The sequence below is a fragment of the Micromonospora sp. WMMD712 genome (assembly GCF_029581295.1).
GTDB lineage: Bacteria > Actinomycetota > Actinomycetes > Mycobacteriales > Micromonosporaceae > Micromonospora > Micromonospora carbonacea.
In genome coordinates, this window is sequence record NZ_CP120743.1 from 3,718,466 (window position 1) to 3,731,050 (window position 12,585).

11 protein-coding genes and 1 riboswitch are annotated in these 12,585 nt (G+C 74.8%); of the genes, 4 read left to right on the forward strand and 7 right to left on the reverse strand.

What is annotated here, in order from left to right:
* Positions 1–3 precede the first annotated feature (3 nt).
* From O7633_RS15960 to O7633_RS15975, 4 genes are all read right to left on the reverse strand, one after another.
* Entirely contained in the window at positions 4–1,011 is a 1,008-nt protein-coding gene (locus tag O7633_RS15960; RefSeq protein ID WP_074472375.1) for an inorganic phosphate transporter, read from the reverse strand.
* Positions 1,012–1,015: 4 nt separating this feature from the next.
* Entirely contained in the window at positions 1,016–1,642 is a 627-nt protein-coding gene (locus tag O7633_RS15965) for a DUF47 family protein (RefSeq protein WP_043965192.1), read from the reverse strand.
* Positions 1,643–1,899: 257 nt separating this feature from the next.
* Complete coding sequence (locus tag O7633_RS15970; RefSeq protein ID WP_282328573.1) at positions 1,900–2,811, reverse strand: PPK2 family polyphosphate kinase; 912 nt, start codon at positions 2,809–2,811, stop codon at positions 1,900–1,902.
* 166 nt (positions 2,812–2,977) lie between these two features.
* Positions 2,978–3,484 carry a DUF402 domain-containing protein gene (locus O7633_RS15975; protein WP_178066558.1) on the reverse strand — a complete coding sequence of 169 codons (507 nt, stop codon included), beginning with the start codon at positions 3,482–3,484 and terminating at the stop codon, positions 2,978–2,980.
* A 138-nt stretch (positions 3,485–3,622) separates the two neighbouring features.
* On the opposite strand from O7633_RS15975, the gene O7633_RS15980 reads away from it, so the two are divergent.
* Positions 3,623–5,785: an ATP-dependent DNA helicase gene (locus O7633_RS15980; RefSeq protein WP_282328346.1), complete on the forward strand. Its 2,163-nt coding sequence runs from the start codon at positions 3,623–3,625 to the stop codon at positions 5,783–5,785.
* Between the two features lie 45 nt (positions 5,786–5,830).
* Here O7633_RS15980 and O7633_RS15985 read toward each other — a convergent pair whose 3' ends face one another.
* A complete protein-coding gene (locus O7633_RS15985) occupies positions 5,831–7,207 on the reverse strand; it encodes an AI-2E family transporter (protein WP_348776338.1) in 1,377 nt (458 codons plus the stop codon).
* Between the two features lie 125 nt (positions 7,208–7,332).
* Here O7633_RS15985 and O7633_RS15990 point away from each other — a divergent pair, with 125 nt between their 5' ends.
* Both O7633_RS15990 and O7633_RS15995 read left to right on the forward strand, forming a co-directional pair.
* Positions 7,333–7,680: a co-chaperone GroES gene (locus O7633_RS15990; RefSeq protein ID WP_178067867.1), complete on the forward strand. Its 348-nt coding sequence runs from the start codon at positions 7,333–7,335 to the stop codon at positions 7,678–7,680.
* Positions 7,681–7,842: 162 nt separating this feature from the next.
* Positions 7,843–8,004, forward strand: a complete 162-nt coding sequence (locus tag O7633_RS15995; RefSeq protein ID WP_176734729.1) for a hypothetical protein — start codon at positions 7,843–7,845, stop codon at positions 8,002–8,004.
* A gap of 123 nt (positions 8,005–8,127) precedes the next feature.
* Here the strand turns inward: O7633_RS15995 and O7633_RS16000 are convergent, their stop codons facing one another.
* Positions 8,128–9,627, reverse strand: coding sequence for a PrsW family intramembrane metalloprotease (locus tag O7633_RS16000; protein ID WP_282328348.1), 1,500 nt, complete (start codon positions 9,625–9,627; stop codon positions 8,128–8,130).
* A gap of 24 nt (positions 9,628–9,651) precedes the next feature.
* A riboswitch (SAM riboswitch) is annotated at positions 9,652–9,771 on the forward strand.
* A 46-nt stretch (positions 9,772–9,817) separates the two neighbouring features.
* On the opposite strand from O7633_RS16000, the gene O7633_RS16005 reads away from it, so the two are divergent.
* Positions 9,818–11,116: an aminotransferase class V-fold PLP-dependent enzyme gene (locus O7633_RS16005; protein ID WP_282328349.1), complete on the forward strand. Its 1,299-nt coding sequence runs from the start codon at positions 9,818–9,820 to the stop codon at positions 11,114–11,116.
* A gap of 161 nt (positions 11,117–11,277) precedes the next feature.
* On the opposite strand, the gene O7633_RS16010 is transcribed toward O7633_RS16005, so the two are convergent.
* Positions 11,278–12,501: an FUSC family protein gene (locus tag O7633_RS16010; RefSeq protein ID WP_278136265.1), complete on the reverse strand. Its 1,224-nt coding sequence runs from the start codon at positions 12,499–12,501 to the stop codon at positions 11,278–11,280.
* Positions 12,502–12,585 lie beyond the last annotated feature (84 nt).

The window sequence follows — 12,585 nt, forward strand, 5'->3', positions numbered from 1 at the left end:
TCGTCAGCCGAAGAGGGGGCGGACCAGCAGGTACGTGACGCAGGCGATCAGCGCCGCCGCCGGGAACGTGATGATCCAGGCGACCACGATGTTGCCGGCGACGTTCCAGCGCACCGCGGAGAGCCGTTTGGTCGCCCCCACGCCCATGATCGCCGAGGTGATCGTGTGGGTGGTGGAGATCGGCGCGTGGAGCACCAGCGCGTTGAAGTAGAGCACCGAGCTGGCCACCGTCTCGGCGGCGAAGCCCTCCGGCGGGCCCAGGTCGATGATCTTACGGCCGAGGGTCCGGATGATCCGCCAGCCACCGGCGTACGTGCCGGCCGCCAGCATCGCCGCCGACGTCCAGAACACCCAGCCGGGGATGTGGGTCTTGTCGTCCTGGAAGCCGCCCGTGTAGAGGGCGAGGACCACGATGCCCATGGTCTTCGCGGCGTCCTGCATGCCGTGGCCGACGGACATGGCCGCCGCCGACGCGGTCTGCGCCCAGCGGAAGCCCCGGTTCAGCTTGCCCGGCTGCCCGTTGCGGAACAGCCACAGGATCGCCAGCATCAGCAGGTAGCCCAGCGTCAGGCCGACGATCGGCGAGAGCACCATCGGCAGCAGCACCTTCTCGCCGATGTTGATCCACTGCACGACGCCGCCGGTGGCCAGCAGGGTCGCCCCGACCAGGCCGCCGAACAGCGCGTGCGAGGACGACGACGGCAGGCCGAAGTACCAGGTGATCAGGTTCCAGGCGATCGCGCCGAGCACCCCGGCGAAGACGACCCCCAGGCTCGCGATGCCGGTGGGCAGGGTGACGAGGTTGTCGCCGACGGTCTTGGCGACCCCGGCGCCGAAGTGTGCGCCGACGAAGTTGCCGACGGCCGCGAGGGCGAGCGCGACCCGGGGTGTCAGGGCGCGGGTGGAGACGCTGGTCGCGATCGCGTTGGCGGCGTCGTGGAAGCCGTTGGTGTAGTCGAACGCCAGGGCCACCGCGATCACCGCCAGCACGGCGATGAGTTCGGGACTCACAGGATCAGGACTCCTTGACCGCGATGGTCTCGACGGTGTTGGCCACGTGCTCGAAGGCGTCGCAGGCGGCCTCCAGCTCGTCGGCGACCTCCTTCATCTTGAGCACCGTGAGCGCGTCGTACTCGCCGGAGAAGAGGCGGACCAGCAGCATCCGGTACGCCTGGTCGCCGTCGTTCTCCAGCCGGTTGCACTCGATCCAGTAGTCCTCGAGGTCCTTCATCGACTTGAGCCGGGGCATCGCCTCGGCGGTCAGCTTCGCCTGCTGGTCCAGCACGTTGACCAGCTCGTGCAGCTCGCGCGGGAGCGCCGGCAGCTTGGTCAGCCCGTAGAGGTAGAGCAGGTTGCCCACGGCCTCCAGGTGGTCCATCACGTCGTCGAGCAGCGACCCCAGCCGGTAGATGTCCTCCCGGTCGAACGGGGTGATGAAGGTGGAGTTGATCTTCTTGTAGAGGTCGTGGGTGATCTGGTCGCTGTCGTGCTCGACCTCGGTCAGCCGCTCGCTCACCGACTGCACGTCCACGCCCGGCAGGGCCAGCTCGTTGAGCAGCTCGGTGCCCCGCACCAGGTTCTGCGCGGCCCTGGTGAAGAGCTCGTAGAAGGCGCCCTCGGTGGGGCGGAAGGAAAACTTCACAGCCTGGACCTCGTCGTGTCGGTGGAAGGGTGGCGGACGCCCCGGGGGTGCCTGCAACGGGAATGCTAGGAAACGGCCGGGCCGCGAATTCGTCGGCCCACCCCTGGCCAGCCGCCATTTACTGGTAGTTCACCTGTCGTTCACCTGGAACCGGGCACCCGGCCCGCAACCACCGGGCACCGGCCCACGAGCGCCGGCCGACCGCCGGACGACGCCCGGCCAGCTCACCGCCGGTCAGCCGCCGCGAAACCGGCCGGTCAGCCGCCGCGCAGCCGCCTGCGCTCCGCCGCCACGTCGAAGTCCGCCGGCGGATACCCGAGATCCAGGTCGTCGAACGTCTCCCGCAGCAGGTGCGCCACCGCCCAGTCGCGGTACCACTTCCGGTCGGCCGGCACCACGTGCCACGGCGCGGCGTCCGTGCCGCACCGGCTCAGGGCCTCGGCGTACGCGGCCTGGTAGTCGCCCCAGCGGGCCCGGGAGTCCAGGTCGCTCGGGTGGTACTTCCAGTGCTTCGTCGGGTCGGTCAGCCGGGCCAGCAGCCGCTCGCCCTGCTCCGCGTACGAGATGTGCAGCATGACCTTGAGCAGCCGCACCCCGGAGCCGGTCAGCTCCCGCTCGAAGGCGTTGATCTGGTCGTACCGGGCCCGCCAGGTGGCCTCCGACACGAGCGACTCCACCCGGGCGATCAGCACGTCCTCGTAGTGCGACCGGTTGAAGACCCCGACGTAGCCGGACGGTGGCAGGGCCCGGCGGATCCGCCACAGGAAGCCGCGCCGCCGCTCCCGCGGCGTCGGCGGCCCGAACGACCGGATGTGCAGCCCGAGCGGGTTCATCGCCCCGGCGACCCGCCGGATCGTGCCGTCCTTGCCGCCGCAGTCCATGGCCTGCAACACCAGCAGCACCCGGTCGGGCCGGCCCCGCCCCGGTGCGGCGTCGGCCGTCGCGGTAGGGCCGGCGGGCGCGCCCCGACCTGCGGCGGCCTGCGCGCCGGCGTACAGCATCTCCTGCTGCCGCCCCAGGGCCGCGCCGAGCAACCGCACCTGCTCCCGCGCCCACGCCTTGCGGCCCCCGTCGCCCTCGGCGGCGACCGGCGGCAGCCCCGGCGTCGACCGGGGGTCGATCGCCGCCAGGTCGACGGTGCCCCCGCCCACCCGCAGCAACTCCCGCATCGTCGCCCCGTGGGGCGGCACGACGTCCCGGACCGCGCGGCCGGCAGCCGACCGCGCACCATCGAACCCGCTCATGACTGGATCATCACCTACCCCGGCCACTCCCGCCCGTCGGGCGCGGTGTCACGTTCGCGGTCGGCGGCGGCGGGCCGCGGGCGGGCCGGGCTCAGACCACCAGGGCCAGCCACTTCCGGTACGCCGTGGCGAACGGCTCGCTGCCGTCGCCGAGCACGCCCAGCAGCCAGCGGGAGGCGGTCTCCGCCTCGGCCACCAGGTCGTCGGGGTAGCCGAACTGCTCGCGGTGCTCGGCGAACTCGTCCTCGTCGCGCAGCTCGACCAGGCCGGTGCCCCGGCGGCGCACCACGTCGAGGTCGAGGTCGAACAGGTGGACGGTGTCGTCGCCCTCCCAGCGGGCCGGGGTGGCGATGTCGCAGTAGACCTCGCTCGTGCGCGGCGGCGGGTTGAACATGCACGTCCACCAGGCGTGGTGCGGCACCAGCAGGACGAAGGGGATCTGCTCGACCGACGGCTGGCCGTGGTAGATGGACTCGGTGCCGGCCGGCACGCCGAGCCACACGCCGAGATCGTCCGTGGCCAGGCGGCGGGCCGGGTAGTCGCGGTGGGCTCTGCCGTCGTACTTGCGGTAGATCACGCGGACCACGTCGCTCGGCATGAGTCGCACCCTAGTCGATTCCGCCCACCCGTCGCGCGGGGGGAAGTAACGGAATCGATGCCGGGAGATTTCGTACGGTGACCCCGCCACGCGGGGCGGGGGCGGACCGGTGTCGGCGGCGGCGGGTACCTTCGCACGGTGACTCCGCCGCGCACCGCTCCCGGTTCCGCCCTCCCCCGCACCTCCGCCCGGCGGCGCGGCAAGCGGGCCGACGCCGGTGAGCTGCTCGCCGCCGCGGTCGGCGCGGTCCCCGGCGGCGCGGCCCGCCCCGGCCAGCAGCAGATGGCCACGGCGATCTCCGAGTGCGTGGCCTCCGGCGAGCACCTGCTGGTGCAGGCCGGCACCGGCACCGGCAAGTCGCTGGGCTACCTGGCCCCGGCCCTCACCGTGGACGGCCCGGTGGTGGTCTCCACCGCGACCCTGGCGTTGCAGTCCCAGCTCGTCGAGCACGACCTGCCCCGGCTCGCCGAGGCCGTGGAGCCCGTGCTCGGCCGCCGGCCCACCTTCGCCGTGCTCAAGGGCCGCCACCACTACCTGTGCCTGGCCCGGCTGGACAACTCGACGGAGGACGAGCCGGCGGACACCCTGTTCGACGCCGTCGAGCCCCGGTCGGGCGGCGGGGGCGGGAGGTGGCTCGGCGAGGCGGGCCGGCTCGGCAAGCAGATCGAGCGGCTGCGCGACTGGGCGATGGAGACCGACACCGGCGACCGCGACGAGCTGGACCCGGGCGTCGACGACCTGGCCTGGCGGCTGGTGTCGATGCCGGCCCGGGAGTGCGTGGGGGCATCCCGCTGCCCGTTCGGCGCGGAGTGCTTCGCCGAGGCGTCCCGGGCCCGCGCCCGCGAGGCCGACATCGTGGTGACCAACCACAGCCTGCTCGCCGTCGACATGATCGCCGGCCGGCACATCGTGCCGCCGCACAAGCTGCTGATCGTCGACGAGGCGCACGAGCTGGCCGACCGGGTCTCCTCGGCGGCCCAGGCCGAGCTGGTGCCGGAGCTGATCGACCGGTCCACCCGGCGGGCCCGGCCGCTGCTGCGTCCGGAGGTCGCCGAGCGGCTCACCGAGGCCGGCGACGCGCTCGCCGTCGGGCTGGCCGAGGTGCCCGCCGGCCGCCTCACCGCCGGGCTGCCCGGCCCGCTGCGCGAGGCGTGCACCCTGCTCGACGCCGCCACCCGGGCCGCGCTCGACGCGATCGGCGAGGTCAAGTCCGACGACCCGGACCCGGTCCGCAAGCAGCAGGCCAAGGCGGTGCTCGACGAGCTGTCGGCCACCGCCCAACGGCTGCTGGAGGAGTCCGAGCACGACGTGGCGTGGGTGGAGAAGCCCGACAACGGCAGCCGCCGGGCCCTGGTGGTGGCCCCGCTGTCGGTCGCCGGCACCCTCGCCGCCCACCTCTACGACGAGCGCACCGTCGTCGCCACCTCGGCGACCCTGGCGCTGGGCGGCCGGTTCGACACGGTGGCCCGGGCGCTGGGGCTGGAGGCGCCGCCGCCCGCCCCGCCGTCCCCGGCCGCCGCCGCGCTGGCCGCCGCCACCGCCCGGGGGGACGCCCCGGCCGGCGCGACGCCGGTGGCCGCCGCCTCGGGCAGCCGCCCCACCACCGGCACCGTGCCCGCCACGGAGGGGCCGGGCTGGCGGTCGCTCGACGTCGGCTCCCCGTTCGACTACGCCCGGCAGGGCATCCTCTACGTGGCGGCGCACCTGCCCCGCCCCGCCGCCTCCGGGCTGCCCGACGCGGCCGGCGAGGAGCTGCTGGCGCTGGTCGGGGCGCTGGGTGGGCGTACCCTCGGGTTGTTCTCCTCCCGGCGGGCCGCGCAGCAGGCGGCGGAGCTGCTGCGCGCGAAGACCGACCTGCCGGTCCTGCTCCAGGGCGAGGAGTCACTGCCGCTGCTGGTGCGCCGGTTCCGCGAGGAGCAGTCGAGCTGTCTGTTCGGCGTGATGTCGCTGTGGCAGGGGGTCGACGTGCCGGGCGACTCCTGCCAGCTCGTCGTGATCGACCGGCTGCCGTTCCCCCGGCCGGACGAGCCGCTCGCGGCGGCCCGCGCCGCCGCCGTGGACGCGGGCGGCGGCTCCGGGTTCTCCGCCGTCAGCGTGCCGATCGCGGCGGTCCGGCTGGCGCAGGGGGTGGGCCGGCTGATCCGGGCCACCGGTGACCGGGGCGTGGTCGCGGTGCTCGACTCGCGGCTGGAGACGGCCCGGGGCTACGGCCCGTTCCTGCGCCGCTCGCTGCCCCCGTTCTGGTACACGACGCGCCCGGAGGTGGCCCGGGGGGCGCTGGAGCGGCTCGGCAGGTCGTGACGCGGCCGGGCCGGCGGGGCTGGCTGTCGTTCGCCCGCCGGCCGGTCAGGGTGCCTGCGAGGCGACCACCACGGCGTCGGGCGGGGTGTCCGGCACCGTCCGCGCGGCGAGCCGGCGGACGGCCGTGTTGAGCACCGCGATCAGCGGCACCGACACCAGCGCGCCGGTGATCCCGGCGAGCACCACGCCCGCCGCGATGCCGATGATCACCGCGAGCGGGTGGATGGCCACCGCCCGGCCCATGATCAGCGGCTGGAGCACGTGCCCCTCGACCTGCTGCACGCCGATCACCACGCCGAGGATGATCAGGGCGGTGACCGGGCCGCTGTCGACCAGCGCCACCAGCACCGCGACCCCACCGGAGAGCGCGGCCCCGACGATCGGGATGAACGCGCCGAGGAAGACCAGCGCCGCCAGCGGGAACGCGAACGGGATGTCGAAGATCACCAGGAAGGTGCCGATGCCGACCGCGTCGATGAACGCGACCAGCACCGTGGCCCGCACGTAGGCGCCCAGCGTCTCCCAGGACGCCCGGCCGGCGTCGTCGACCTTCCACCGGGCCGCCACCGGCAGCAGCCGCACCAGGAACCGCCAGATCCGGCTGCCGTCACGCAGGAAGAAGAACGTGGCGAAGAGCACCAGCACGATGCCGGTGAGCACCTCGGCCAGGGTCGCCGCGGTGGAGACCGCCCCGCTGGTGAACCGCTCGGTGTTGTTGTTGATCCAGGACTGGGCCTCCTCGATGTACCGGTCGAGCTGGCTGTCCGACAGGTGCAGCGGGCCGGTCTTGAGCCAGTCCTGGATCTGCCGCACGCCCTCGGAGGACTTCTTGCTCAGCTCCGGCACGCCCTTGATGAACTCGTTGACCACCAGCGTCAGCGTGCCGACCACGGCCGCCAGGCCGCCGACCAGCACCACGGCCGTCGCCAGCGAACGGGGGAAACGCGCCCGCAGCAGCCAGCCCACGGCCGGCGCGAGCAGCGCCGAGAGCAGCATGGCGATGGCCAGCGGGATGATCACGATGCTGACGGTGGCGACGATCTTCAGCAGCGCCCAGAACACGACGCCGATGACGATCAGCCGCCACGACCACGCGGCCGCGATGCGCAGCGCGTGCGGCACGTCCGCGTCGTCGCGGCTGGAGGTGGAGTTGTGCAGCGCGGCGGGCGGCTCGGCACCGACCACGACCGCCGACGGCGGGGCCACCGGCCCCGGCGAGCGGGGCGAGGCCACCCCCGCCCCGGCCGAGGCGTCGACGCTGCCGGGCGACGCCCGGCGGCCCGTCACGTCGGCCCGCCCGGTCGGGTCGGCGCGGGCCTGCCGCACCGCGTCCCGTCCCGACTCGTACGCGCGGTGCAGCCGTCCCCACACCCGCTCGAAGCGGCTCAAGCGCACCTCCCGCAGCAGAACCCGCCCGCCCAGACGACAGGGGTGGACAGGATACGTCCGACCGGCCCAGCCTAGGGCGGTTGCGCCAACATTGCCCTGGGGCTCGACCCCGTAACCACCGGCGGACCGGTCTGCGGGGACGCGGTACCGTTCCCGTCGTGACCGCCGATGACAGCCTCGACTCCGGCCTGCCGATCCGCCTGCTGCACGACCGGGTGCTGGTGCGGTTGGAGGGGAGCGAGGGTGAGCGCCGCTCCACCGCCGGCATCGTGATCCCGGCGACCGCCGCCGTCGGCAAGCGCCTCGCCTGGGCGACCGCCGTCGGCGTGGGTCCCCACGTCCGCTCGATCGTCTCCGGCGACCGGGTCCTCTTCGACCCCGACGACCGCTCCGAGGTCGAGCTCCAGGGCCGGGGCTACGTGCTGCTGCGCGAGCGGGACGTGCACGCCGTGGCCGCCGAACGCGTCGAGGCGGAGACCACCGGCTCCACCGGCCTCTACCTGTAAGGAAGGGCCCCCTGTTAACGCTTTCTGCATAGCAGGGGGCCCCTCTTGACACTCCTCCCCCGGGGCGCACCGTGCGCGGCCTGGCGGGGGCTGCTTCGTTTGCGGCCGTCCGCGACGGGAAGCCAGGCACGTCCAGCACCCTGGGGAGGGGAGCGTGTGCCGGTGTTCTGGAAAAAGGTGTTCCTCTGGGGCGGCGTCGCGTTCCTGATCTACTTCGTGGCGTTCCGGCCGGACGGCGCGGCGCAGGTGTGCAGGTCGGTCGGCGGGGGCCTGATGGCGATGGCGCAGGGCATGGGCGACTTCCTCACCGGCCTGACGACCTGAACGGGCCGTCCGCACACCCGCACACGCCGGGCCGTCAGCCCGTGCCGGGCCGTCAGCCCGTGCCGGGCCCGCCCGCACACCCGCCCGTGCCCGGCCGCCCGCCCACCCCGCACACGCCCGGCGTCAGCCCATCCGTGGCGGCCAGGGCGGGGGCTGGTGAGGGCCGTACCAGCCGGGTGGGCCGTAGCCCGCCGGGTGGGCCGGTGGCGGGGGCGGCGGGACGAGCACCACCGGGATCGGCACGACCGGCTCGTCCGGCGCGTCGACGGCGCGCTGCGAGCCGTCGGGGAACCGCAGGTGGTAGCGGTGGCCGTCCCAGCTGCCGACGGGCGCCTGCGGGTCCCGTCCGACGAAGAACGACCGGTACGCGGTGAGCGCGTCCAGCAGCTCCCGTTCCTCCCTGATCGTCCGTTCCCGGTCGGCGGGCCGGCGGTCCAGCCCCCGGCGCATCCCGTCGCGCAGCAGCGCCAGCCGGGTGGCAGAGAACTGGTATCCCCGCATCGCCCTGAGGCCCGCGTCGCCGGCCACCCGACGGGCCCAGGTGCGGGCCGCGTGCCGCCGGCCGAGGCTGCCCAGCGACGCCACCTCGGGCGGGGTGAGCCAGCCGGCCCGCACGTAGTCGGGCAGGGTGCGTTCGGTCAGCCGCCCCTCCCAGCCGCGCAGCCAGATGGCCAACCCGACCATGGCGAAGAAGATCGGCACCATCACGCCCAGGTAGCCGTACAGGGCGATCATGGCCTGGCCGGTGGCCTGGGCCAGCGACGGCAGCAGGTTCCAGGTGCCGTGCAGCATCATCGCCAGCAGCAGGCCGGCGAGCGGGGCGAGGAACCGCACCCGCCGGTCGGCCGTGCGGGCGGCGATGCCGAGCCCCACCCCGGTCATCGAGGTGAACAGCGGGTGCGCGAACCCGAACAGCAGGATCCGGACGATGAAGATCGCGATGACCTGCCGCGCGCCGGTGGCCGGGCCGTACTCGTCGACGCCGGAGGCGTAGCCGTAGCCGCCGAGGTAGAGGATGTTCTCCACCATGGCGAAGCCGACCGCCGACAGCCCGCAGTAGACCAGGCCGTCGGTGATGCCGGACCACTCGCGGCGGCGGAAGATCAGCAGCAGGATGGGCCCGAGCGCCTTCGTCAGCTCCTCGATGAACGGCGCGACGAGCACGCCGGTGAGGGCGTTCGGCAGCCCCCAGTCGGCGAACCGGGCGGCGAAGAACTCGTTCACGGTCAGCGAGGCGGCCGTCGAGACGAACGCGCCCCACGCGAAGCAGAAGATCAGGTATTTCAGCGGCTCCGGCTCGTACCGGTCGAGCCACAGGAAGCAGGAGACCAGCACCGGCACCGGCAGGATCGCGGCGACCACCCCGATCAGCAGCGCCTGCGGCCCGAGGTTGGACCCGAGCACGAAGAGCATGTAGACCGCGCACGCCGCGATCAGCAGCACCACCAGGGCCAGCACCAGGAACCGTCGCCAGCCCAGCCGGCGCAGCGGCATCCGGGGGGCGGACCCGCCGGGCGGCGCGGGGACGTCGGGCGCGGTCCACGGCGGCACCGGCGCGCCGCCGGGTGGGGTGTCGGCCATTCTGTCAGCGTAGTCACCCCCCGCCGCCCGTTCCGGGCGCATCCGCCGACCGTTATCCTGTCGTCAGGTCACGAGCGCCAGCGTCAAGCCCCGGCTTGCTGGCCGGCAACCCTCGTCGAGTTCGCGGTGGGGTGCCCCGGGTGATGACCGGGCCCAGCCCCGTCCGGCGCTGGGCAAGCGCGGACCCCGTCTCCGGTGGCGTCACCCGGGGTCCCCGGACCCGGAGGTCGGCATGACCGTCACCCTCGTACCCCCGCCCGCCCCGCTGCCCGCGCGGACCGCGCCGGCGTCGTCGCGGCCGCTCGACGTGCTCGGCGTGCCGGGCCAGACCAACCTGGACCACGCGGCCAGCGCGCCGTGCGCGCGGGCGGCGGCCGACGCCGTGGCCGAGCTGCTCCCCTGGTACGCCAGCGTGCACCGGGGCGCGGGCGCGCTGTCGCGGCGCTGCACCCTCGCCTACGAGCGGGCCCGGCAGACCGTAGGCGACTTCTTCGGCGCCCGTCCCGGCGACCACGTGATCTTCACCCGCAACACGACGGACGCGTTGAACCTGCTGGCCCGCACCCTGCCCACCGGGACGACGGTGGTGACGTTCGCCGGCGAGCACCACGCCAACCTGCTGCCCTGGCCGCGCGGCTCGGTGCGGCTGCCCGTGCCGGCGGGCCCAGGCGAGGCGGTCCGGGCCCTGGACGCGGCGCTGACCGAGCTGCGCCGGGACGCGACGCCGGGGGCCGGGGGCCCGAGCCGCCCCGCCGGCCCGCCGGTGCTGGTGGCGGTCACCGGGGCGAGCAACGTGACCGGGGAACGCTGGCCGGTGGCCGAGCTGGCGGCCGTCGCCCGCCGGCACGCCGCCCGGATCGCCGTGGACGCCGCCCAGCTCGCCCCGCACACCCCGGTCGACGTCGCCGCGCTGGGCGTCGACTACCTGGCGGTCTCCGGGCACAAGCTGTACGCGCCGTTCGGCGCGGGGGTGCTGCTCGGGCGGGGCGACTGGCTCGACGCGGCCCCGCCGTACCTGGCGGGTGGGGGCGCGACCAGCCACGTCGGGGACGCCACGCACGAGGTGCGCTGGGCCGCCGGCCCGGCCCGGCACGAGGCGGGCACCCCCAACCTGCTCGGCGCCGTCGCCCTCGCGGCGGTCTGCGCGGCCCTCACCGAGGCCGACCGGGACGAGCTGCACGCCCGGGAGCAGGCCCTGCTGGCCCGGCTCCGGCAGGGCCTGGCCGCCCTGCCGCACGTGGTGGAGCTGCGTACCTTCGGCCCGGACGCGCCCCGCGTCGGCATCGTCTCGTTCGTCGTCGCCGGCCGGGACTCGGGCGAGGTGGCTGCGGAGCTGGCGGCCCGGCACGACGTCGGGGTCCGCGACGGGCTGTTCTGCGCACACCCGCTGGCCCGGCGGCTGCTCGCCGAGGCGGCGGCCCGCAGCGGCCGGGCGGACCTGCCGCCGACCGCCCTGCGGGCGAGCCTCGGCCTGGGCAGCACGGCGCGGGACGTCGACCGCCTGCTGGCCGCCCTCGCCGAGCTGGGCTGACCCGGTCGGCGGGGCTGAGCGCGGCGCGGCCCGGCCGCTCAGCCGACGGACGGGGCGGGGCTGAGCGCGGCCCGGCCGCTCAGCCGACGGACGGGGCGGGGCTGAGCGCGGCCCGGCCGCTCAGCCGACGGACGGGGCGGGGCTGAGCGCGGGCCGGCCGCTCAGCCGACGGACGGGGCGGCGGGCGACCTGCGGGGGCCGGGCTCGCCTTCGTCCGCCTCCGGGGCCGGCTTCTCCTGCTCGCCGAAGGACTCCCGGACCAGCCGGTTCGCCTCCTGCTGCTCGATGCCCGAGGCCACCAGCAGGTCGCTGGCGGTGGTCCGCACCTGCGCGACCACCACGCTGCCGGAGAATCCGACCCCCTGCTCGTACGCCCGGCCAGCCTCGCTGACCGCGCGCAGGGACCGTTCCCGGGCCTTCTCCGGCTCCGCCCCGACGGCGAACTCGTGGCGGAGCAGGCGGACCGCCTCCGCGAGGTGGCCCACCGCGTCGGGCATGGGGCCGGGCACCGGCTCGCCGTCCTCGATCATGGTGACCGAGCGCCGGATCAGGGTGCCGCTGTTGCGCATCGCCCGGTCGATGGGCTCGGCCGCCTCGGCGTAGTGGGTCAGCTCGCTGCGCCGGTGCCAGCGGGCCGGGGAGAGGGTGCTGGTCTCCTTCGCGCCCTCGATCGCCTCCGTGAAGGTGGCCAGCTCCGCCTTGTTCTCCCGGAGCCGCTCCAGTGCGCCCTGGGCGCTGTCGCGGTCCCGGTCGCGCAGCGCGGCGGCGGCCACGTCGAGCTGGTCGGCGAGCAGGTCGAGCGCCGGCCGGGCGGCCCGGTTGATCACCCGCAGCGGGTTCAACGGCAGCAGGATCGCCGTCACCACCAGCGCGATCCCGCCGCCGACGAACGCGTCCACGAAGCGGGGTATCTCCAGGTTCTCGGTGGACGGGCTGAGCGTGACGATCAGCACGGCCGTCGCGGCGGCCTGGATGACGATCGCCACGCTCGCGCCGAAGAAGATGGTCAGCAGGATCGCCGCCGTCACCACCATCCCGAGCTGCCAACCGCCGGTGCCCAGGAAGTAGATCAGCACGTCGCCGAGGAACACCCCGACCGCCACCCCGATGATCAGCTCGACGGTGCGCCGCAGCCGCTGGCCGACCGACGCGGCGAGGGTGCCGACCGCCGAGATCGGCGCGAAGACCGGCTGCGGGTTGTGCAGCAGCTCGTGGGAGACGATCCAGGCCAGCGCCGCGGCCAGCCCGGCCTGGACGGCCAGCCCGAGCGCCATCCGGACCCGGTGCAGCCGGTCGTGCAGCGTGGCCTTGCCCCGGTGGCGCAGCTGTTCCATCGCCGCCGCGATCCGTGGCGCGTCGACGTCGCCGCCGTTGCCGTCGCGCATCGTGGCGCGCCCCAGCAGCGAGGGTCGGCGGTCCCGGGCCACGGCCATGGCGGGGACTACCCGTAGCGGGGACGGCGAATCCTC